The organism is Sulfitobacter sp. M85, from assembly GCF_029285915.1.
GTDB lineage: Bacteria > Pseudomonadota > Alphaproteobacteria > Rhodobacterales > Rhodobacteraceae > Sulfitobacter > Sulfitobacter faviae.
The window spans coordinates 173,242-195,061 of sequence record NZ_JABECQ010000001.1 but is presented as its reverse complement, the minus strand read 5'-3'; the positions used below and the strand labels follow the sequence as shown (position 1 = coordinate 195,061).

General features: G+C 66.0%; 19 protein-coding genes. 7 read left to right on the top strand and 12 right to left on the bottom strand.

Translation table 11 applies throughout. The features are described from left to right. Positions 1-7 precede the first annotated feature (7 nt). Both HKX24_RS01055 and HKX24_RS01050 read left to right on the top strand, forming a co-directional pair. Positions 8-658, top strand: coding sequence for a DUF1007 family protein (locus HKX24_RS01055; protein ID WP_271692548.1), 651 nt, complete (start codon positions 8-10; stop codon positions 656-658). Next, complete coding sequence (locus HKX24_RS01050; protein ID WP_271692547.1) at positions 643-1,524, top strand: hypothetical protein; 882 nt, start codon at positions 643-645, stop codon at positions 1,522-1,524. Before HKX24_RS01055 ends, HKX24_RS01050 begins: the two co-directional genes overlap by 16 nt. Here the strand turns inward: HKX24_RS01050 and HKX24_RS01045 are convergent. Genes HKX24_RS01045 through HKX24_RS01030 form a run of 4 tightly spaced genes read right to left on the bottom strand, consistent with a single transcriptional unit; the run spans position 1,521 to position 8,216 of the window. After that, positions 1,521-3,563: a hypothetical protein gene (locus HKX24_RS01045; RefSeq protein ID WP_271692546.1), complete on the bottom strand. Its 2,043-nt coding sequence runs from the start codon at positions 3,561-3,563 to the stop codon at positions 1,521-1,523. The two genes, HKX24_RS01050 and HKX24_RS01045, sit on opposite strands and share 4 nt — an antisense overlap. Next, positions 3,560-6,328, bottom strand: a complete 2,769-nt coding sequence (locus tag HKX24_RS01040) for a DUF4159 domain-containing protein (protein WP_271692545.1) — start codon at positions 6,326-6,328, stop codon at positions 3,560-3,562. The genes HKX24_RS01045 and HKX24_RS01040 overlap by 4 nt, the downstream gene beginning before the upstream one ends. Continuing rightward, the gene (locus tag HKX24_RS01035) at positions 6,325-7,212 is read right to left on the bottom strand and encodes a DUF58 domain-containing protein (protein ID WP_271692544.1); all 888 of its coding nucleotides are present in this window, start codon (positions 7,210-7,212) and stop codon (positions 6,325-6,327) included. Before HKX24_RS01035 ends, HKX24_RS01040 begins: the two co-directional genes overlap by 4 nt. After that, positions 7,209-8,216: a MoxR family ATPase gene (locus tag HKX24_RS01030; protein WP_271692543.1), complete on the bottom strand. Its 1,008-nt coding sequence runs from the start codon at positions 8,214-8,216 to the stop codon at positions 7,209-7,211. The genes HKX24_RS01035 and HKX24_RS01030 overlap by 4 nt, the downstream gene beginning before the upstream one ends. Before the next feature lie 70 nt (positions 8,217-8,286). Between HKX24_RS01030 and HKX24_RS01025 the strand changes: the two genes are divergently transcribed. Continuing rightward, positions 8,287-8,862 (top strand): DUF1285 domain-containing protein, encoded by a 576-nt coding sequence (locus HKX24_RS01025; RefSeq protein WP_271692542.1) that lies wholly within the window; start codon positions 8,287-8,289, stop codon positions 8,860-8,862. A gap of 18 nt (positions 8,863-8,880) precedes the next feature. Further along, the gene (locus HKX24_RS01020; protein WP_271692541.1) at positions 8,881-9,645 is read left to right on the top strand and encodes a TIM barrel protein; all 765 of its coding nucleotides are present in this window, start codon (positions 8,881-8,883) and stop codon (positions 9,643-9,645) included. Here HKX24_RS01020 and HKX24_RS01015 read toward each other — a convergent pair. The 4 genes from HKX24_RS01015 to HKX24_RS01000 all read right to left on the bottom strand — a co-directional run bounded on the left by HKX24_RS01015 (position 9,634) and on the right by HKX24_RS01000 (position 13,785). Then, entirely contained in the window at positions 9,634-10,251 is a 618-nt protein-coding gene (locus HKX24_RS01015) for a glutathione S-transferase (protein ID WP_271692540.1), read from the bottom strand. The two genes, HKX24_RS01020 and HKX24_RS01015, sit on opposite strands and share 12 nt — an antisense overlap. Before the next feature lie 228 nt (positions 10,252-10,479). Beyond that, positions 10,480-10,686, bottom strand: a complete 207-nt coding sequence (locus tag HKX24_RS01010; RefSeq protein WP_067263012.1) for a YdeI/OmpD-associated family protein — start codon at positions 10,684-10,686, stop codon at positions 10,480-10,482. Continuing rightward, positions 10,686-13,484 (bottom strand): DNA polymerase I, encoded by a 2,799-nt coding sequence (gene polA / locus HKX24_RS01005; protein ID WP_271692539.1) that lies wholly within the window; start codon positions 13,482-13,484, stop codon positions 10,686-10,688. Before polA ends, HKX24_RS01010 begins: the two co-directional genes overlap by 1 nt. 121 nt (positions 13,485-13,605) lie before the next feature. Then, entirely contained in the window at positions 13,606-13,785 is a 180-nt protein-coding gene (locus HKX24_RS01000; RefSeq protein ID WP_271692538.1) for a zinc-finger domain-containing protein, read from the bottom strand. Positions 13,786-13,953: 168 nt separating this feature from the next. On the opposite strand from HKX24_RS01000, the gene gpmI reads away from it, so the two are divergent. The 3 genes from gpmI to HKX24_RS00985 are packed head-to-tail and all read left to right on the top strand — an operon-like array spanning position 13,954 to position 17,948. Beyond that, positions 13,954-15,471, top strand: a complete 1,518-nt coding sequence (gene gpmI / locus HKX24_RS00995; protein ID WP_271692537.1) for a 2,3-bisphosphoglycerate-independent phosphoglycerate mutase — start codon at positions 13,954-13,956, stop codon at positions 15,469-15,471. Beyond that, positions 15,468-16,604 carry a peptidoglycan DD-metalloendopeptidase family protein gene (locus HKX24_RS00990; RefSeq protein WP_271692536.1) on the top strand — a complete coding sequence of 379 codons (1,137 nt, stop codon included), beginning with the start codon at positions 15,468-15,470 and terminating at the stop codon, positions 16,602-16,604. The genes gpmI and HKX24_RS00990 overlap by 4 nt, the downstream gene beginning before the upstream one ends. Positions 16,605-16,607: 3 nt before the next feature. Next, the gene (locus HKX24_RS00985; RefSeq protein WP_067268037.1) at positions 16,608-17,948 is read left to right on the top strand and encodes a S41 family peptidase; all 1,341 of its coding nucleotides are present in this window, start codon (positions 16,608-16,610) and stop codon (positions 17,946-17,948) included. A gap of 82 nt (positions 17,949-18,030) precedes the next feature. Here the strand turns inward: HKX24_RS00985 and HKX24_RS00980 are convergent, their stop codons facing one another. The 4 genes from HKX24_RS00980 to ilvD all read right to left on the bottom strand — a co-directional run bounded on the left by HKX24_RS00980 (position 18,031) and on the right by ilvD (position 21,653). Continuing rightward, positions 18,031-18,405 (bottom strand): hypothetical protein, encoded by a 375-nt coding sequence (locus HKX24_RS00980; protein ID WP_271692535.1) that lies wholly within the window; start codon positions 18,403-18,405, stop codon positions 18,031-18,033. 9 nt (positions 18,406-18,414) lie between these two features. Then, a complete protein-coding gene (locus tag HKX24_RS00975) occupies positions 18,415-19,188 on the bottom strand; it encodes a DUF6478 family protein (RefSeq protein ID WP_271692534.1) in 774 nt (257 codons plus the stop codon). Positions 19,189-19,306: 118 nt separating this feature from the next. Further along, positions 19,307-19,906, bottom strand: a complete 600-nt coding sequence (locus HKX24_RS00970; RefSeq protein ID WP_271692533.1) for a hypothetical protein — start codon at positions 19,904-19,906, stop codon at positions 19,307-19,309. Continuing rightward, positions 19,887-21,653: a dihydroxy-acid dehydratase gene (ilvD, locus tag HKX24_RS00965; protein ID WP_271692532.1), complete on the bottom strand. Its 1,767-nt coding sequence runs from the start codon at positions 21,651-21,653 to the stop codon at positions 19,887-19,889. Before ilvD ends, HKX24_RS00970 begins: the two co-directional genes overlap by 20 nt. Between the last annotated feature and the right edge of the window lie 167 nt (positions 21,654-21,820).

Here is a 21,820-nt window from a genome sequence, read left to right as displayed (position 1 = left end):
TAGCGCCATGAAATACCCGCTCGTCACCGCCGCTCTCCTCGCCTGCGCCACACCGCTTGGCGCGCATCCGCATATCTTCGTCGATACCGGGTTCGAAGTGATCGTCGATGCCGAGGGGCGGTTGACCCATCTGCGGATCACATGGGCCTATGACGAATTCTACTCTCTCTTGGTGACCGAGGATCGCGGCCTCGACCCCGATTACGATGGCGTGCTGACGCAGGCGGAAGTCGCCTCTCTCAACGGATTCGACATGCAGTGGATCGAAGGGTTCAACGGCGATACGGTCTTGCTGGAGGGGGGCGAAGAGGTCGCGCTCTCGGGTCCGCAAGACGTGGAAACCCGCTTTGCCGAAGGCCGCATCATCACCAGCCATCTGCGCGCGGTCGAAGGCCTGGCTCCCTCGGCGGATGGGCTGATCATCAAACCCTATGATCCGACCTATTACACCGCCTATGAAGTGACCCAGAAAGTGACCATCCAAGGCAGCGATGCCTGCCGCGCGCGGGTCAAGATGCCGGATATGAATGCCGATCTGCGCGCCCTTCAGCAGGACTTGAGCACGCTGGACGCGAATACCGATCCAAGCGATGTCGGCTTGCCGGAGATCGGCGAAGCCTTGGCCAATGAAGTGGTGATCACATGCGACGCATCATAGCGCTGGCGGCATTGGCGACCCTTTTGGCGCTGGCGGCGCTGTGGTGGTCGGGCGGGTTCAACGCCCTTGCCCATTGGGCCGCGGGACAGCAGCGCGGATTTCAAAACAGTATCGCCAGCGGGCTGCGCGCCACGCGGGGCGGCGATACGGCGGCGTTCTGGACGGTGCTCTTGGCGTCTTTTGCCTATGGCGTCGTCCATGCGGCGGGGCCGGGGCACGGCAAGATCGTGATCGGCGGCTACGGGTTGGCGCGGGCGGTGCCAGTGCTGCGGCTGTCGCTGATCGCGCTCGCGGCGTCCTTGGGCCAAGCGGTGACCGCCGTGGTTCTGGTCTATGCGGGTATCCTCCTCTTGGGTCTCGGGCGGGAGGCGCTGGTCGGCGTGACCGAAGGCATCATGGCCCCGGCAAGCTATGGCGCGATTGCTCTCATCGGGCTTTGGTTGATCTGGCGCGGGTTGCGCCATGCGCGACAGGACAGATCGGCGCATTCCGGTGAAGTATGCAGCCATTGCGGCCATGCCCATGGGCCCAGTCTGGCGCAGGTTCAGCGCGCGGGCAGACTGCGCGACGCGCTGCTTTTGATCGGTGGGATCGCCATCCGGCCCTGCACTGGCGCGCTTTTCGTGCTGGTGATCACTTGGCATATGGGGATCGGCGGGGTCGGCATCTTGGGGGCCTTTGCCATGGCGCTCGGCACCGGCTTGATCACCATCGCCACCGGCTTGGCCGCAACGGGGCTGCGCGCCGGGGTCTTGGGCGGCCTCGCCGGATCGCCGAGGCTGGCCCAAGCCGGAGCGGTGGCCGAGTTGACGGCGGGCTTGGTCGTGGTGACGCTGGCGGGCGGTTTGCTGCTGCGGGCGCTTTAGCGGCGGCCCTCGCGCAGCCATGCGGCAATGATGAAGAGCGCCGAAAGCAAGAGCACCAGCCACCCCGGCAGCAGCGGCGTTTGTCGCACATCGCGCGTCTCGTAAGCGCCGCGCGGGGTCAGCCCCAGCCAGCCGCGCCCGGCGGCAGGGCGGCCAAGGCGCACGTCGCGCAGACGGGGGAGCCCATCCTCCACCCGTGCCACCCCACCGCGCAGGCTGTCGATCGCCGGGCGCAGGGCCGCATCGCTGGCGATGGTCTCCACAAACTCGCGCGGGGCGGCGGGGCCGAGGCCGATGACGGTGACCTCTTCGCCGTTCTCCAGCCGGTAGAGGCCGATCTCTTCGCCGGTATATTCCGCTTCGAACCGGCCCGGCCCGGCGGGGGTGAGGGGCAGTTCAGTCGTGCTGCCATCGGGGGCGGTGATCGTGACGGGGGGCACGGTCTCGTCCAAGGTGCGGCGGGTGATGCGCATGGTCCGGCCTTGGGCAGAGGCCATCAGCGCCTCTTCCTCAAGCTCGGGTTCCTTCATCATCCAATGGGCCAGACGGCGCAGCAATTCCAACTGCGGGCCGCCGCCCTCATAGCCGCGGTTCCACAGCCAAGCGTGGTCAGAGGCGAGCAGCGCCACGCGCCCCTCATCCACGCGGTCCAGCACTAGAAGCGGGCGGTCGTCCGCGCCGGTCATCACCACGTCGCCGCTTTCAGCGTTCACGTCGATCTGACGCAGCCAGCGGCCCCAGTCGCCCTTGCCGGGCAGGTCTGAGGTGACGGGATGGCGCTGGCCGATGTCGGTGACGACCGGGGGGAATGCTTCCTCCACCACCCGCGCGGTGGGGGTGGCGGGCAGCACCGTGCCGAGCGGCGACCGGTAGAGGCTGTCGGCACTGGCAAAATCCGGCCCGGCGGCGACCAGCACCGCACCGCCCTTGCGCACATATTGCGCCACGTTGTCGAGGTAGAGCGCAGGCAGAATGCCGCGCCGTTGGTAGCGGTCAAAGATGATGAGATCGAAGTCGTCGATCTTTTCCATGAACAACTCGCGCGTCGGGAAGGCGATGAGCGACAGCTCGTTCACCGGCACCCCATCCTGTTTGTCGGGCGGGCGCAGAATGGTGAAATGCACCAGATCGACCGCGCTGTCGGACTTCAGCAGGTTGCGCCACGTGCGCCCGCCGGGATGCGGCTCGCCTGAGACCAAGAGCACGCTGAGCCGGTCGCGCACGCCGTTCATATGGATCAGCGCGGCATTGTTGCGGTCGGTCAACTCCCCCTCGGCTTCGGGCAGGGAAAAGCGGATCACGTTGCGCCCGCCGTGGGGCAGGGCCACGGGCAGTTCAAGGTCTTGGCCAATCGGCACGTTGAAACTCTGCGGTTCTTCCCCGTCGACAGAGATATCAAGCTGGGTCAGCCCGCCGCCCTCGGGCGCGGCCCCCAGATCGTCGATGCGCAGCGTCAGGGTCACCGGCTCTCCGATGATGGCAAAGGCCGGAGCGTTGCGCACAGTCAGGCGGCGGTCCCAATCCTCGGCCCGACCGGTTTGCAGCAGATGTAGCGGCGCGGGCAGGTCGAGCGGTAGATCGGCGTCATGCACCCGGCCATCGCTGAGCGCCAGAATGCCCGCGATCCGCGCGCGTGGCTCTTCGGCCAGCGCATCGGCCAGCGTGGTCATCAGCCGGGTGCCTGCATCCTCGGCCCCATCGGGCACGGTGATCCGGCGCAGCTCGGTATTGGGGCGGGCGGCGATGCGGGTAGAGAGCGCCTCTGCCGCCGCGTCGGTCTGCGCGGCACGGTCGGAGAGCCGCTGGCTGGCGCTTTCGTCTTCCAAAAGCAGCACGATGTCCGACAGCGGCGCGCGGTCTTCGGTCTGGTAGGATGGCCCGGCGAGCGCGGCCAGAACCACTGCCGCCGCCAAGCCCCGCAGGGCCCAGCCCGACAGGCCGCGCCACAGCGCCAGCAGAAGGCCGAGCGCGGCCAGCACCGCAAGGCCGATCAGCAGCGGCAGGGGGATCAGCGGGTCGAAAAGCACGGTTCCGGTCATTGGCCCAACCTATCCAGCAGCGCAGGCACATGGACCTGATCGGATTTGTAGTTGCCGGTCAGCACATGCATGACAAGGTTCACGCCAAAGCGGTAGGCCAGTTCGCGCTGCCGCTCTCCGGCAAAGCCGCGCCCGATGGGCAAGAGCGGCGCGCCATCGCGGCGCACAGCCCAAGCCGCAGCCCAGTCGTTGCCCCCGATCACCACCGGCGTCACCCCGTCATTGAGGTTGCGAAAGGGCATCCCCTCGATCCGTTCGGCATCGGGCGGCGCAGCCTCGACCCAGACATCGCGGCTGCTGTAGCGACCGGGGTAGTCTTGCAACAGATAGAAAGTGCGCGTCAGCACATGGTCGCCCGGCAGCGGCTCCAGCGGCGGAATGTCGAGCGGTGCGGCCAGTTCCTGCAACTTGCGCCCATTCGGGCTGGCGGCACCGTAGCTGGCGATATCCGCGTCCCGCGTATCGAACAGGATCAGCCCGCCCGAGCGGAGGTAGTCGTTCAGCTTGCCATAAGCCTCGGACGAGGGCTGCGGTTGGTCGGGGGTTACTGGCCAATAGAGGATCGGAAAGAAGGCCAGTTCGTCCTGCTCAAGATCAACGCCGGTGGGCAGGTCAGGCTCTACGGTCGTGCGGAAATAAAGCGTGTCCGACAGGCCGATCAACCCGGCGCGGGCGATCTCGTCAACGTCGCTGTTGCCGGTCAGCACATGGGCCAAAGTCACCTCAGAGGCCGAGCGTATTGCAAAGCTTTCGGGGTCATTCTCCTGCGCGTCGCCCATCTGCGGGGCGATGGCCAGCCCCAAGGCCAGCGCCAAGCTGCCAGTGGAGCGGCGCAGCAGCAGCCCCGAAAGGGCGAGGGAGGCCAGCACATCGGCCACGAGCAAAAGAATGGCGAGGCTCAGAAGCGCCCCGGCGAGTGGCTGTTCCGGCGGCAGGGCAAGGCCCCGCAGCGGCACATCGGCGGGCCATGTGGCGGGGGTGAGGGCGGTCTCGCCGGTCAGCACATTGCGCGCAAGACGCCGGTCTTCGGCGCCGTAGATGCCGGGCGGAAGGGCGGGGCCTGCGGGGGCCGAGATCAGGTCAGGCCCCGCAACGCCGGGCAGGTTGCCCGCATCCGACAGGCTGCCGAAACCGTCCATCACCCACAGCGGGGTCCATGTGGTGCCCTCAAGGCTCTCGGCCTCGGGGGCGCTGGCACCGGATGACACGGCCAGCCGTTCCATCATCTGCACGAAAAGACCCGAAAGCGGCAGGGTGGACCATTCCGCCGTGGCGGTGACGTGGAACAGCACGATCTGCCCCTGACCCACGGCTTTGCGTGTGACCAGCGGGGTGCCATCGCTGAGCGCGGCGATCACCCGGTCGGCCAACGTCGGGTCGGGTTGGGCCACGACTTGGGCCGAAACGGTCACGTCATCGGGCACCGTCAGCCCAAAGAATGGCGACCCGTTGCGGAAGGGGGCCAGCGCCTTGGGCTCACCCCAAGACATCGCGCCGCCGACACTGCGGCCCCCGGCGCGCAGGCGCACGGGCATCAGCGGGTCTTCGTCGATGCGGCTGACATCGCTCGCCGCCACCCGCGGCCCGGCGAAACGGATGAGCATGCCGCCCGCGTCGATCCACTCTTGCAGCGGCTCGGCCTCAGCAGGGGCGAGGGTGGCCACATCCGCCAGCACGATCACATCGGGGTTGGCGGGCAGCACCTCGGTCAGGGTGCCGTCGATCAGATCTGCGCTCGGGGCCAGCGCCTGTTCGATGTAATGCAGCGGCGAGAGCAGTTGCAGCCCCTCCTGCGCCTCGCGCCCCCGGATCAGCGCGACTTCGCGGCGGCGCAGCCCGTCATCGACCAAGCTGCGCGCCCCGGCGGAGCGTTGGCCCGCGATGTCGAAAGAGGTGAGCCGCGCGCGCATTTCGGCAGGCAGCGAGAGGGAGGTGCGGGCCTCGGTCGCGCCTGCCTCGAACGTCGCATTGGCGGTGGCGAGCACGCGGGCGTTGCCCGCCGGATCGCGGCCATGGGCCTGCACCACCGCCGCGCGTTCCGGTCCGGGCGCGGCGCGGCGCAGGGTCAGGTCGATCGCGCCGTCTTGGTAGACTGCGGGCGCGATGCCGATGACATTGCCCGCGGATTGATGCACCTCGACCGCGCCTTTGGATTGCAGCGCGGCAACCAACTCATCGCGGCCCGGATAGTCCAATCCGTCGCTGAACCACAGGGTGTCGAAGGCGGGCAGGGCCGCCATGATCTCGGTCGCGCGGGTCAGCTCTGCCGGGGCCGGTTGCCACGGCGCGGGGGTGAACCCGGCCAGACGGCTGCGCCACGCATCGGCGGATTGGAAGGTCGGCACCTGCGGGTCGGTGAGGCTAAGGATGCCCACCGTCCGCTCCGCCCGTCCGGCGCGGGTGAGTTGCGCGTCAACGGCGGCCATCTGTCGGTCCCAGCCGCTGGCCCCGGCCCATGAGCCCTCGAGCAGGATCAGCAAGGGGCCGCTGCCCTCTTCCGCCTCGGCCTGCGGGTTCAGCACCGGCCCGGCAAGGCCGATGATGATCGCGGCCACGGCCAGCATCCGCAGCAAAAGTAGCCACCACGGGGTGCGGTCGCTGGTGCTGTCGTCATCCGCCAACCCCAAGAGCAGCGCCACACCGGGAAAGCGGCGGCGAACCGGCGCGGGCGGCACGGCCCGCAGGATTAGCCAAAGGATCGGCAGCGCCAGCAGGGCCAGCAGCAGCCAAGGCGCGGTGAAACCGATGCCGCCGAAAACGCTCATGCCGCACTCCCCTGCCGCGCGTCCAACGCGCCGTAGAGCCAGAGCAGCGCCGACTGCGCCGTGGCATCGGTGTGGTGCAGCCCGTAACGCCAGCCGGTCCGGGCGCAGAGTTGCTGCAAGGCGTCTTTGCGCGCCGCCAGCCGATCGAGGTAGCGATCACGCAGGTCATTCGCTTTGAGCGTCTCATGCCGCAGACTGCCGCCGACGCTTTCGAAAATGGTTCGACCCGCGAAGGGGAAAGCCTCCTCCGCCGGGTCTAGCAGGTGATAGAGCACGCCACGCACGCCACGGTCGGCGGCCTTGGTCAGCGCGGTCTGTACCGGGTCGAGATCGCCCATGAAGTCCGAGATGAAGACCGCCCGCGCATGGGGGATCATGCCGCGATGTTCGGGCGGGGCGTAGTCTTGGCCATCGTCTTGGCAGAGCAATTCGGCCAGTCGCAGCACCTGCGGATTGCCGCGCCGTGGGGGCAGGGCGGTGCCGGTCAGGCCCACACGCTCCCCCCCGCGCAGCAGCAAGATCGCCAGCGCAAGGCCCAAAAGGCGGGCGCGGTCGGCCTTGTCAGGCAGCGCCTTGTCCGAGGCAAAGCGCATCGAGGCCCCCTGATCAACCCAGAGCATGACGGACTGCGCAATCTGCCACTCGCGCTCGCGCACGAACTCCTGATCGCCGCGCGCCGAACGGCGGTGGTCGACCATGCGGCGGCTGTCACCGATCTGCACCGGGCGGTATTGCCAGAAATCATCTCCCGTCCCCGCGCGGCGGCGGCCATGGGCGCCGGGCAGCACCGCACCGGCCAAATGCTCGGCCCGCGCCAGCAGGGCGGGCAGCCGGGCCGCTTCGCCCTCGGCGCTGGCTCTGAGGGACAGGGGGCTATGGGTCACGCGGCGGCCTTTTTCCCGATCAATTGACCGGCGGTGGCGTCGATCAGCCCTTGCAGGCTTTCGCCGCGCGCGCGCGCGGCAAAGTTCAGCGCCATCCGGTGGCTCAGCACCGGGCGGGCCATGGCGAGCACATCTTCGGCGGAGGGGGCCAACCGCCCCTCCAGCAGCGCGCGGGCGCGCACGGTCAGCATCAACGCCTGCGCGGCACGGGGGCCGGGGCCCCAAGCGACGCTGTCGCGCACGGGCTGGGTGGCCTCAGGCTCGTCGGGGCGGAAGGCGCGGACAAGGTCGAGGATCAGTTCCACCGCGCTGTCGCCCACGGGCATCCGCCGCAGCAGGGTCTGGGCAGAGAGCAGATCTTCGGTGGTGAAGACCGGGCGCACGGTGCCCTCTTCGACACCGGTGGTGGCCAGCAGAATGTCCCGCTCCGTCGCGCGGTCGGGGTAGGCCACGTCGATCTGCACGAGGAAACGGTCAAGCTGCGCTTCGGGCAGGGGGTAGGTGCCTTCCTGCTCGATCGGGTTTTGCGTGGCCAGCACATGGAAGGGCTGGCCAAGCGCGCGGTCCTGTCCTGCGACGGTCACGGTCTTCTCTTGCATCGCCTGCAACAGGGCGGATTGCGTGCGCGGGCTGGCGCGGTTGATCTCATCGGCCATCAGAAGTTGGCAAAAGATTGGCCCTTCGACAAAGCGAAAGGCGCGGCTGCCGTCGGGCGCGGTGTCGAGTACTTCGGAGCCCAAGATGTCAGCGGGCATCAGATCGGGGGTGAATTGCACGCGGTTGCCGTGCAGGCCCATGACCGTGCTCAATGTCTCAACCAGCCGCGTCTTGCCCAAGCCCGGCAGCCCGATCAGCAGGCCGTGCCCGCCGCAGAGCAGCGCCGTCAGCGCAAGGTCGACGACCTGCTCCTGCCCGACGAAACGCCCGGTGATCGACTGTTTCGCCGCGGCGAGCTTTTCGGTCAGCGCTTCGATTTGCGCGATCAGATCATCCGCTTCGGCCATGACATTTCTTTCCCCGGAGTTATATCTTTCAGGTGTAAGTGTATCGCGACCAAAGGGAATGGCAAAACCAATGAGCGGACAAAATACCGTGACACCCACGGCAGACAGTTTGATCGAAGCCGCCAAGGCCGCAAAAGCGCGCGGAACCCCGCCGCTTGAGAAGTGGAACCCGGAATTTTGCGGCGATCTGGACATGCAGATCAAACGCGACGGGACGTGGTTCTATCAAGGCACACCCATTGGCCGGATCGAAATGGTCAAATTGTTCGCATCGATTCTCTGGCGCGAGGGGGATGATTATTTCCTCAAAACCCCGGTGGAGAAGGTCGGCATCACCGTCGAAGATGCACCATTCGTCGCCGTGGACTTCGAGGCCGAGGGCGCAGGCGAGGCGCAGCAGTTGCGGTTTTTGACCAATCTGGGCGATGTGGCCGAGGCGGGCGCGGCCCATCCGATCCGCGTGGTCCGCGATGAAGAGACGGGCGAACCTGCACCCTATGTGCTGGTGCGCCGCAATCTGGAGGCGCTGATCGACCGCAAGAGCTTTTATCGCTTGGTCGATCTGGGCCAGCACCGCGATGGCTGGTTTGGTGTCTGGTCGGGTGGGGAATTCTTTGGCATCATCCCTTCGGAAGACCTGCCGTAAGCTCACCGAAAGACCCGAATGCCGATCACCCCCGCCGCCAATCTGTCGCTGCTTTGGTCCGAACTGCCCTATCTGGACCGGTTCGACGCGGCGGCAGAGGCGGGGTTTGGCGCGGTTGAGGTCTTGTTCCCCTATGACATGCCCGCGAAAGAGACGCAGCGCGCCTTGCTGCGCAATGGCTTAACGCTCGCCCTGATTAACGCGCCGCCGCCGAATTACACGGGCGGTCCGCCCGGTTTCGCCGCCCTGCCGGGAGGCGAGGCGCGTTTCGCCCATGATATGCGCCGGGTCTGGCGCTATGTTGTGGCGCTGCGGCCCAAAATGGTGCATGTCATGGCCGGGGAGGGCGAAGGGCCAGCGGCGGCAAAGGCCCTTGTGGCGAACCTGCGCCATGCCGCGGCAGAGGCGCCGCCAGGGGTCACCTTGATGATCGAACCGCTCTGCCCGCAGGCCAAGCCGGGCTATTTCCTGAACGACTACGCGCAGGCGGCGGAGCTGCTGGCGGCGGTAGATGCGCCGAATGTGGCGCTGCAATTCGACAGTTTTCACGCGCAGATGATCCATGGCGATGCCGTGGCGGTTTTCGAGGAATATCGCCCCCTGATCCGCCATGTGCAGCTAGGTGACACGCCAAAGCGCGGCGCGCCGGGCAGCGGTGATATCGATTTCGACGGGCTTTTTGCCACGCTGCGGGCGGGCTATGACGGTTTCGTCAGCGGGGAGTATATTCCGGGCGGCCCGACGGAGCAGTCCTTGGGGTGGGTGTCCGCCTTAGGGGAATGACACCGGCGTATCTCCGGGCTGCCACTGGGGGTATTTGTTCATCACGCTTTCGAACCGGGGCGAGGCGAGGAAGCGGTCGAGCCAGCCGCGAAGGGCGGGCCAGTCCTGCGCGTCGAACCAAGCGCGGTCGATGAAGGCGAACTGCCGCACGAAGGGCAGGATCGCGTAATCCGCCAGCGTGGGGCGGTCAAAGATCCAGTCCCCCAGTTGCGCGTCGAGGTCATGGAGGAAGGTTGCCGCCTTGGCGCGTTGCTCTTCGGGGTCCGCCTCGGGGTAGCGGGTGGCGTATTTGGTGCGGTCCAGCGCGTCTTTGAACGGGCCGTCGGCGCAGGTGATCCAGTCGTGGCCTTCGGACGGCATGTCGCGCCAGCCGTCGGGATCGTTCTGGACCAGCGCCCATTTCATGATGTCGAGGCTTTCGTCGATGGGGCCGGTTTCGGTGACGAGGCAGGGCACGGTGGCGGTGGGCGAGGCGTCAAGGAAGGCTTGCGGTTTGTCGCGCAGGACGACTTCGCGCAGGTGGACGGGGGTTTGCGCGGCCGCGAGGGCGAGACGCGCGCGCATGGCGTAGGGGCAGCGGCGGAAGGAGTAGAGGATCGGGGTCATGCTGCATGATCTAGCGCATGGGGGACGCGTGTACAAAGGGCCATCGCCTGAGAATGGGGCCGGCCCGGAATCAAGCCGCAGGCGCCGGGCCATCGCCCGCCCGCCCCACCGGGTAGGCGATTTGGTGGGGCCGGGCGTAACCTTGAGGCCGCACATCATGGCTGAGAGATAAAGTGGCAGGAACTGAGCTTGGATCGCCAACCCGCGGGCAGGCGATGGCCCTCCACCCTACTGAAACGGCGTCGGCGGCAGCCCCTTGCCGGCAAAGCGCGCCACGTCATCCACCCGCTTTGACCGCGCCGTCGTGGTCCGTGCCGCGTCGATCCACGCCAGTGCATCGGCGCGCAGCGCGTCGCTGTAGCTGTCCCAACCGGCCTGCGCGCCGGTCTCTTCCAGCGCTTGGGCGAGGTCTGCGGGAAGGGCCGCGTCTTCCATCAATGCGCCTCCGCCCAATTGGCACCCACACCGGCGTCGACGATCAGCTTCACGTCAAGCTTCACCACCGGATCATTGGCATTCTCCATCACCTCACGCGCGGCGGCGATCAGCGCATCTTCGGCACCCTTTTCGACCTCGAACAGCAGTTCATCGTGCACCTGCAACAGCATGGTCGCGGGCAGATCGGCGATCGCCTCGGGCATCCGCACCATGGCGCGGCGGATCACGTCGGCGGCGGTGCCTTGGATCGGCGCGTTGATCGCGGCCCGGGCGGCGAAGCCCGCCTGCGGTCCCTTGGCGCCGATGTTGGGCGTGTTGATTTTGCGGCCAAAGAGCGTCTGCACATAGCCGCGCTCTTTCGCAAAGGCCTTGGTCTCGTCCATGTAGGTCCGGATGCCGGGGAAACGCTCGAAATAGCGGTCGATGAAACCCTGCGCCTCGGCCCGCGGGATGCGCAGGTTGCGCGCAAGGCCGAAGCCCGAGATGCCGTAGATCACGCCGAAGTTGATCGCCTTGGCGTTGCGGCGAATCTCAGGTGTCATCTGATCCATCGGCACGTCGAACATCTCGGACGCGGTCATGGCGTGGATGTCGTCGCCGCGGTGAAACGCCTCCTTCAGCGCGTCGATCTGGGCGATATGCGCCAGAATCCGCAGCTCGATCTGGCTGTAATCCAGCGCCACCAGCACCTTGCCCTCGGGGGCGACGAAAGCCTCGCGGATGCGGCGGCCTTCCTCGGAACGGATCGGGATGTTCTGCAAGTTCGGATCGGTCGAGGCGAGCCGCCCCGTCGCCGCCCCGGCGATGGAATAGCAGGTGTGCACGCGGCCCGTCTCGGCGTTCACATGGTCTTGCAGCGCATCGGTATAGGTCGATTTCAGCTTGGACAGCTGCCGCCAGTCCAGCACCCGGCGGGCGAGGTCATGTTCGGTCGCCAAATCCTCCAGCACATCCGCGCCGGTGGAGTATTTCCCGGTCTTGCCCTTTTTGCCGCCCGGCAGCCCCATTTTGCCAAAGAGGATTTCACCAAGCTGGGCGGGGGAGCCGACGTTGAAACTCTCGCCCGCCAACTCGTGAATATCCGCCTCCAGCCCGGCCATTTTCTGGGCAAAGGCGTTGGACATGCGGCTGAGCGTATCGCGATCGACCTCGATGCCCGCCCGCTCCATCTGCGCCAAGACCGGCACCAGCGGGCGCTCTAGCGTTTCGTAGACCTTGGTGACCTCGGCGCGGTGCAGTTGTGGCTTGAAAAGCTGCCACAGGCGCAGGGTGACATCGGCATCTTCGGCGGCATAGGGGACGGCATCGGCCAGCGGCACCTTGTCGAAGGTCACGGCGGATTTGCCGCTGCCCAAGAGTGGCTTGATCGGCATCGGTGTGTGACCGAGGTAGCGTTCCGACAGCGTGTCCATCCCATGCCCGTGCAGGCCCGCGTGCATCGCGTAGGACATCAGCATGGTGTCGTCGATGGGCGCGACCGCGATGCCCAGTTGGGCGAAAATCTTGCTGTCGTATTTCATGTTCTGCCCGATCTTGAGGATCGCGGGATCCTCCAGCATCGGGGTCAGCAGTTGCAGCGCCTCTTCGACCGGCATCTGACCGGGGGCTAGCCCCTCTCCGCCGAAGAGGTCGTCGTCGCGGCTGGCTTTGTGGGTCAGCGGGATGTAGCAGGCCTGCCCGGGCTCTACGGCCAGCGAAACGCCGACCAGTTCCGCGGTCATCTCATTGAGGCCGGTGGTCTCGGTGTCCACCGCGACATAGCCCCGCTCGTAAATCCGATTGAGCCAGACACGCAGCGCTTCGGCGTCGCTGACCTGTTCATACTGGCTGTGGTCAAAGGCCACCTCGGCCACCTGCGGCGCATCGGCCACGGCGGGGGCGGGCGCTTCGGGGATGACGGGGGCCTCGCGGCCCAACACCTCGGCCACGCGTTTCGACAGGGTGCGGAACTCCATCTCGGACAGGAAACCCAGCAGGCGGTCCGCATCGGGGTCGCGCACTTCGAGATCGTCGATGGTGAAGTCGAGCGGCGTGTTCTCGTCCAGCAGGACGAGGTTGCGGCTCAGGCGGATTTGCTCGGCATGGTCGATCAGGGTCTGGCGGCGCTTGGGCTGTTTGATCTCGCCCGCCCGTTCAAGCAGCGCATCCAGATCGCCGTATTCATTGATCAAAAGCGCTGCCGTCTTAATCCCGATGCCGGGCGCGCCGGGCACGTTGTCGACCGAATCGCCCGCCAGCGCTTGCACGTCGACCACGCGTTCGGGATAGACGCCGAACTTCTCGAACACCCCATCGCGGTCGATGGTCTTGTTCTTCATCGCGTCGAGCATTTCCACCCCGTCGCCCACAAGCTGCATCAGGTCCTTGTCGGAGCTGATGATGGTGCAACGCCCCCCGGCGGCGCGGGCCTGCACGGCGAGGGTCGCGATGATGTCATCGGCCTCATAGCCCTCAAGCTCTTTGCAGGCGATGTTGAAGGCTTCGGTCGCCGTGCGGGTCAGCGGGATCTGCGGGCGCAGGTCTTCGGGCATCGCGTCGCGGTTGGCCTTGTACTGGTCGTACATGTCATTGCGGAAGGTGTGGCTGCCCTTGTCGAAGATCACGGCGACATGGGTAGGCGCGTTGGGGCCGGTGTTGCCCTCGACATAGCGGTGCAGCATGTTGCAGAAGCCCGCCACGGCGCCAATCGGCAAGCCATCGGATTTGCGCGTCAGCGGCGGCAGGGCGTGATAGGCGCGAAAGATGAAGGCAGAGCCGTCGATCAGATGCAGGTGGTGGCCTTTGCCGAATGTCATAGGAATGCTCCGCTGGGTTGGCGACCCTTTTGCCACGAAGCATGGCCCACGGCCAGACGCCAATGCGCCGCGCGGGCAGGTTCGTGCCGTCGGTTCAGTTGTTCAGGGGGGGCGGAAAGGCTCAGACTTTGCCTTCGAAATCCGCATGGACGAATTTGCAGTCGCAATAGCTGCATTCGACCCAGCCGCGATCCTGGGGGATTTGCAGCCAGACGCGCGGGTGGCCAAGCGCGCCTTCGCTGCCGTCGCAGGCCACGCGCCAAGTGTTCACGATGCGGGTTTCGGGCGCTTGCAGGGTCATGGAGTTGGTCCTCGGCTCAGGCGAAAGTTGCCACTCGTTATGACCAAAGCAGCCGCGCGGGGCAAGGGCTCTGCGCGGGAATGGGGGGCTTGTGCACAAAGTGGTTCAAGTGCCAGCCCACAAGGGGTAAAAGGCGCTGAACAGCCACCAAGCCGGAGCAACAGTCTGATGAGCGCCCCCAAACCTGTCGTATTGTGCATCCTTGACGGTTGGGGCCTCAGCGAGGTGCCTGAGGGCAACGCGCCCCTGCTGGCCAAGACGCCGAATTTCGACCGGATCATGCAAGCAGGACCAAAGGCGCAGTTGATCACCCATGGCCCCGACGTGGGCCTGCCGCGCGGGCAGATGGGCAATTCCGAGGTCGGGCACACCAATATTGGCGCGGGCCGGGTGGTGGCGATGGATCTGGGGCAGATCGATCTCGCCATCGAAGAGGGCAGCTTTGCCGAGAATGAGCGCCTGCAAGATTTCATCGCCAAGCTCAAGGAAACCGGCGGCACCGCGCATCTGATGGGCGTCGTCTCGGACGGGGGGGTGCATGGGCATCTCAGCCATATGATCGCCGCCGCCCGCGCGCTGGACGCGGCAGGGCTGCCGGTGGTGATCCACGCGGTGACAGATGGGCGCGACGTGGCGCCGTCCTCTGCCCTTGGCTATTTCGAGACGCTAGAGGCGGCGCTGCCCGAGGCCGTGAAGATCGTCACCGTGACGGGGCGCTATTTCGCGATGGACCGCGACAACCGTTGGGACCGGGTCGGCAAGGCTTCGGCGGCGATCCTGCATGGCGAAGGGGAGGGGTTTCCCGATCCCCGCGCGGCGGTTCAGGCGGCCTATGGGCGGGGCGAGACGGATGAATTCATCACCGCCAGCGTGATCGAGGGCTACGCGGGGGCGGCTTCTGGCGACGGGTTCTTCTGCCTCAACTTCCGCGCTGACCGCGCGCGGGAAATCATGGCGGCTTTGGGCGATCCGGGCTTTGACGCCTATGACACCGGCGCGCGCCCCGATTGGGCGGCGCTGATGGGCATGGCGGAATATTCCAAGGACCACGCCGCCTATATGACCACGATGTACCCCAAGCCGGACATCAAGAACACGCTGGGCGATTGGGTGGCGCAGCATGGGCTGCGGCAGTTCCGGCTGGCCGAGACCGAGAAATATCCCCATGTGACCTTCTTCCTCAACGGCGGGGGTGAGACCCCGGCCACGGGGGAGGACCGCAACATGCCCAAATCGCCCAATGTGGCGACCTATGACATGCAGCCCGAGATGTCCTCCGCCGAGGTGACGGATCAATTCGTGCAGGCGATCGAGGCGGGTTATGACCTGATCGTGGTGAACTACGCCAATCCCGATATGGTCGGCCATACCGGCGATCTGGAGGCGGCGATTGCGGCTTGTGAGGCGGTGGATGCGGGGCTTGGCCGGGTGCTCAAGGCGCTGGAGGCCGCAGGCGGCGCGATGATCGTCACCGCAGATCACGGCAATTGCGAGATGATGATCGACCCCGAGACCGGCGGCGCGCATACGGCCCATACGCTGAACCCCGTGCCGGTGGTGGCGGTGGGCGCGCCCGAAGGGGCGGCGCTGCGCGACGGGCGGCTGGCCGATCTGGCGCCGACGGTGCTTGATTTGATGGGGCTGCCGCAGCCCGAAGAAATGACCGGGAAAAGCCTGCTTTCATGAAACATCTTGCCGCGGCTGCCCTTTTTGCCTGTCTGCCCTTGATGGCACAGGCGCAGGCCGATGAGGCCGCCGCGGAGGCACGCGCAGCCGCGACCGCCTTGGAGGCGGCATCGGCGCGGCTGGACCAAGCCGATGGCGCGCGCGACCGGGTGAAGGCGCTGACCGAGACGATTCAGGCGTTTGAGGCGGGGCTGGCGGCGATGCGGGCAGGGCTGCGGCAGGCGGCGATCAATGAGGCGCAGCTGAGCCGCAAGCTTCAGGCGCGCGAGGGCGAGGTGGCGCAGTTCTTGGGCGTCTTGCAAAGCATCGGCGGCGATCCCTCGCCCGTGGTGCTTCTGCACCCCGATGGCCCGATGGGCACCGCCCGCGCGGGCATGTTGCTGGCTGAATTGACGCCTGCGCTGAACGCTCGCGCCGATGCGCTGCGGCAGGACTATGAGGACATCAAGACCCTGCGCGCGCTCCAAACCGATGCGGCGCAGCGCCTGCAAGACGGGCTGACCGAGCTTCAGGCCGCGCGCACCGCGCTCAATCAGGCCATGGCCAACCGCACCGATCTGCCGATGCGCTTTACCGAAGACCCGGTGCGCACCGCGATCCTCATCGCCTCGACCGAGACGCTGGACGGCTTTGCCAGCGGCCTGTCCGAGATCACCACCGGCGCGGTTGAGCCTGCGCCGGTGAACCTTGACGGGCAGGTGGGCGATCTGCCCTTGCCCGCACAGGGGCTGGTGATCCGCAAGGCTGGCGAGACGGATTCGGCGGGCGTAACGCGACCGGGCATGATCCTTGCCACGCGCCCGCGCGCCATCGTGACCAGCCCCTCGGCGGCCACGATCCGCTATGTCGGGCCGCTGCTTGATCTGGGCAATGTCGTGATCCTTGAGCCGCAGGTCGACACGCTTTTCGTGCTGGCGGGGCTGGATGTGGTTTACGGCCAAGCCGGGCAGGTGATTGCCGGTGGCACCCCCATCGGGTTGATGGGCGGGCCGGAAAGCGGCACAACTTCTCAGATGTCACCAAATGGTGAAGCCACTGGCACTGACCGGACGGAAACGCTCTATATAGAAGTCAGGCAAGACAACACACCTCAGGATCCGGCAGACTGGTTCCGCACCGACAAGGATGGATAGCAGATGAAGAAATTCGTGATGGCAGCCGTTGCAGGCACGGTGGCGGGGGTGGTCGCCACCACTCAGATCGCCGGGCCGCTGCTGGCGCAAGAGGCCGAGAAGACGACCAATGTTTACGAACAGCTTGATCTTTTCGGTGATATTTTCGAACGCATCCGCGCCCAATATGTCGAAGATGTCGATCCCGGCGACCTGATTGAGGCGGCCATCAACGGCATGCTCACCTCGCTTGATCCGCATTCGTCCTACCTGTCGCCGAAAGACGCCGAGAAGATGCGCGAACAGACGCGCGGTGAGTTTGGCGGCCTTGGCATCGAGGTCACCCAAGAAGAGGGTTTTGTCAAAGTCGTCTCGCCCATCGACGGCACGCCTGCTGCTGAGGCCGGCATCGAAGCGGGGGATTTCATCACCCATGTCGATGGCGAAAGCCTACTGGGTCTCGGCCTCGACGATGCGGTCGAGATGATGCGCGGGCCGGTGGGGTCCGAGATCCTGATCACCGTGGTGCGGGAAGGGGAGCCTGAGCCCTTTGACGTCTCCATCGTGCGCGACACGATCCAATTGACCGCCGTGCGGGCCCGTACCGTGGGCGATACCGCCGTGCTGCGCCTGACCACCTTTAATGAGCAGACCTATCCGAAGATGAAGGAAGGGCTGGAGCAGCAGATCGAAGAGGCGGGCGGCATTGAGAATCTCAACGGCATCGTCATCGACATGCGCAACAACCCCGGTGGCCTGCTTAATCAGGCAATTGCCGTGTCGGATGCCTTTCTTGAGGAAGGCGAGATCGTCAGCACCCGGGGCCGGGATATCGAAGATGGTGACCGGGTGAACGCCACGCCGGGTGATCTGGCGATGGGCAAGCCGATCGTCGTGCTGATCAACGGCGGTTCGGCCTCGGCTTCCGAGATTGTCGCGGGCGCTTTGCAAGACCACCGCCGCGCCATCGTCATCGGCACCAAGAGCTTTGGCAAAGGCTCTGTCCAGACCGTGATGCCGCTGCGCGGGGACGGGGCCATGCGCCTGACCACGGCGCGCTATTACACGCCCTCGGGCCGGTCGATCCAAGCGCTTGGCGTATCGCCCGATATCGTCGTGGCCCAACCTCCGGTCACGCCAGAGACCGAGGAAGATGACGACGCATTGTCGGCACGCCCCCTCCGCTCCGAAGCCGATCTGCGGGGCCGGTTGAACAACGACAGCCTGACCGACGATCAGATCAAACAGATCGAAGACGACCGCGAAAAGGCCCGCAAAGCGGCGGAGCTGCGCGAAGAGGATTACCAGCTGGCCTATGCCATCGACATCCTCAAAGGTCTGTCGGCTCTGGGTCCGAACGAGTGATCTCTTTCACATAGATGCACAAAGCCCCGCTGGAGACAGCGGGGCTTTTTATTGGGCGCAGCCCTGCGGGACGGCGTTTCGCTTATTCCGTCTCGCGGCAATGCCGCCGAAAGGCGCGTTTCAGCATGTCGAGTTCGGCGCGCAGCAGGTCCATCTCGGCCCGTATGTCATCGCCGAGCGCTTCATCCGCGATCAGGGTCACATGACCCAAGAGCGCCCCGCTGGCCATTTCGGTGATGACGAGGGTCTGGACCCCATCGGCAATCGCCTCTGCCGGGACCGGGAAGGAAAGATGCCAGCGCCCCTCGGACCCTTCGGCCTTTAACGTGATATCCGTCACCTCCTTGCCCTCATGGGTCACGCTGATCTGTGGCGTGTCTGCACCCTCTTTGGCGGTCAGCACGCCGTGCCAGGCGCCTTGGCGCAGCACGGTTTTTGTGAGGTCATATCGGCTCATCACGGGGTCCTAGATCTGGGCGCGGGGGGAGCGGGAAAAAGTGAGGTCGCGCAGCACGACTTGGTTCATCTCCGGCCCTTCAAAGATCAGGTCGATCCATGCCGCCTCGATCCGTTTTTCGTTGAGCTTGCTATAGGCCAGATCGAATTCGACGCTGATGTGTTCCTGACCGACAGGCAGTTCGCGGACGATCTGTTCGGTGTTCGGCCCGTGGCGGATGTTGAGCCGGGCAAAGATCTCCAGCGGGTGCTCCAATTCCACAATCGTGTCCATGCGGAACAGGTGGCGGCGTTTCAATCCGGTGATCGCCTCGGTCGGCAGATCGACCACCAGCGACAGGAATGACCCGTCGAATTTGAACACGTCGAGTTGCAGGCCAAAGGGGGCCAGATCGGCCTCGCGCAGGTTGCGCAATTGGCGCAGGGTCAGTTCCGACTGCGCGCAATCGTGGAACAGGGTCACCTCTTCGCCCAGTTTTGATTTGGTCGCGACCGAGGACAGCCCCGGCGTGGCAAGCGGGCCGCGCCACAACTCCGGCCGCCATGCCCAATCGGCGTTATGTGGTTTCGGGAAGCCGCTGGCCCCGATGGCGGGCAGGGCAAGGCGGTCTTCGGCGCGGTGGATCAGCCGGTTCAGTTCGGCACGCAGCAGCCGGGCGCGGCTGCGTTGGCGGCGCAGGGTGGCAGGGTCAGCCGTGGCCGCTTTGCGGGCCGCAACCGCCCAGCGTTGCAGCGCGCGGGCAAAGAGCTTGCCCTCAAGATAACCGCTGCGGAAGTTGACCATGGCCCTGCGCCTCTCGTTTGCTCGCAGTCTATGCAAGGCGGGGATTTCGTTCAAATGAATAGCCCCCGTGATTGTTTCCGTCCCCGGGCAGTGTTGCCGATTTGGAAACAAAGGTCGGTCAACTGCCGGGGGCGGTGGGTGTTGCGCTTTTGCTGCGGCTTTGCTGGATCAGCTCTGCCACCAGCGCGCGGCCCTCTTCGGAAATGGCGCGGCTGTGCGGCGCGCCGTAGAGGGTGACGCTGGCGACATGGCCGCCGATCCGCGCCGTGCCGCGCCAATGGCGGGGGGACATGCCCTCGGCGGGCACCGGCCCTTGGGCCACAAAGATTGATGCCCCTTCGATGCTACCGGCCTCTTGCAACTGGCTTAGCCCTGCCGCCTCGGCAACCTGTTGCGGCGTGGGCAGGGGCGCGTCGGCCTCGGCTTCGATCAGCGCGAGGGTGAGAATGCCGCGCGGCGCGGCGCTGACCACATCAGGCAGGCCAAGCGCATCGCAACGCGCCATCAGCGCAAAGCGACGTTTGAGGCTTTTGGGGTCGATGCAATAGCCTTGCGGCGGCACAACCTGCACCGCGCCCCCGGCCAAAGCGGTTTGCAGCAGCGGTTTCTCAGGCGTGGCGGGGCTGCCGCCAAAGGAAAAACCCTGACCGCCTTCGCAGGCGGACAGGGTGAGCATTGCAAGCGCCGCGAGGGGGCTTTTAGAGGTCCATGTAATCATGGGTCTCCGCCTTGGCACCGGGATGTGTCACCGCGCCAAGGTAGGTGGGGCCGACGAGTTTCGCGTATTTCCACAGCGCACCACTTTCGTAGTTGGTGGCACGCGGGCCAGCCCAAGCCTTGCGGCGCTCGGCCAGCTCCTCGTCCGACAGATCCACGGTGATGCTGCCCTTGACCGCGTCGAGGGTGATCATGTCGCCGTTCTTCAGCAGCGCGATCGGGCCGCCATGCGCCGCTTCGGGGCCGACGTGGCCAACGCAGAAACCGCGGGTCGCGCCGGAGAAGCGCCCGTCGGTGATCAGCGCCACCTTCTTGCCCATGCCCTGACCCGAGAGCGCCGCCGTTGTCGCCAGCATCTCGCGCATGCCGGGGCCGCCCGCGGGGCCTTCGTTGCGGATGACGAAAACATCGCCTTCGGAATAGGCGCGGTTTTGCACCGCTTCAAAGGCATCCTGCTCGCATTCGAACACCAGCGCGGGGCCGGTGAAGACGATGTCGTCTTCGGACATGCCCGCGATTTTCACGATGGCGCCTTCGGGGGCAAGGTTGCCTTTCAGACCCACAACGCCGCCGGTCTTGCTGATCGGATTGGCGACCGAGTGGATCACCTTGCCGTCTGCTTCGCGCTCGATACGGTCGAGTTCCTCGCCGATAGAGCGGCCCGTTGCGGTCAGACAGTCGGTGTGCAGCAGACCCGCTTTGCGCAGTTCTTTCATCACAACCGGAACGCCGCCGGCGTCATAGAGGTCTTTCGCCACATAGGCACCGCCCGGTTTCATGTCGACGAAATACGGCGTGTCGCGGAAGATTTCGCAAACGTCTTCGAGGAAGAAGTCGATCCCGGCCTCATGGGCCATCGCCGGAAGGTGCAGGCCCGCGTTGGTGGAGCCACCGGTGCAGGCGACGATACGCGCGGCGTTCTCGAAGGCTTCGCGGGTGCAGATGTCGCGGGCGCGGATGTTCTTCTCGATCAGGTTCATCACCGCAGCACCTGAGGCTTCGGCATAGGCGTCGCGGCTCTCGTAAGGGGCGGGCATGCCGGAGGAGTTCGGCAGCGCGAGGCCGATGGCTTCGGAGACGCAGGCCATGGTGTTGGCGGTGAACTGGCCACCGCAGGCCCCGGCAGAGGGGCAGGCGACGCGTTCCAGCACATCGAGGGCGGCTTGCGACATGGAGCCGTTCTGGAAGCGGCCCACGGCCTCGAACATGTCCTGCACCGTGAGATCGCGGGTGGCGAAATCTTCGGGAACGTCGGCGCCCGCAGGCGCCTTGCCCGGCAGGATCGAGCCGCCGTAGAGGAAGACCGACGGCACGTTCAGCCGCAGCATCGCCATCATCATCCCCGGCAGCGACTTGTCGCAGCCCGCCAGCCCGACGATGGCGTCATAGCAATGGCCGCGCATGGTCAGTTCCACCGTGTCGGCAATCGCCTCACGCGAAGCCAGCGAGGAGCGCATGCCCTCATGCCCCATGGCGATGCCGTCGGTGACGGTGATGGTGGTGAACTCGCGCGGGGTGCCCTGTTCGGAGTGCACGCCAACCTTCACCGCCTGCGCCTGACGGTTCAGCGCGATGTTACAGGGGGCGGCTTCGTTCCAGCAGGTGGCGACGCCTACCAGCGGCTGGTGAATTTCTTCCTCGGTCATGCCCATGGCATAGTAGTAGGACCGGTGCGGCGCGCGGGCGGGGCCTTCGGTCACATGGCGGCTGGGCAGCCGGGATTTGTCGAAGCGGGGCGTGGTGGACATCGGTGGGCTCCTTGAAACGTCGTGAATGGAATAGTCGGGCGGCGGCTATGCTGCAAGGCTTTGGCGCGTATGAGGCGGGGGAACTGTTGTATTGCAGCGTGTTAGGGCATAGGTTCTGACCTTCTGGCGCGGTCGGTTCGGCCCGCCCGCAAGCGTGAAGGCCCGGC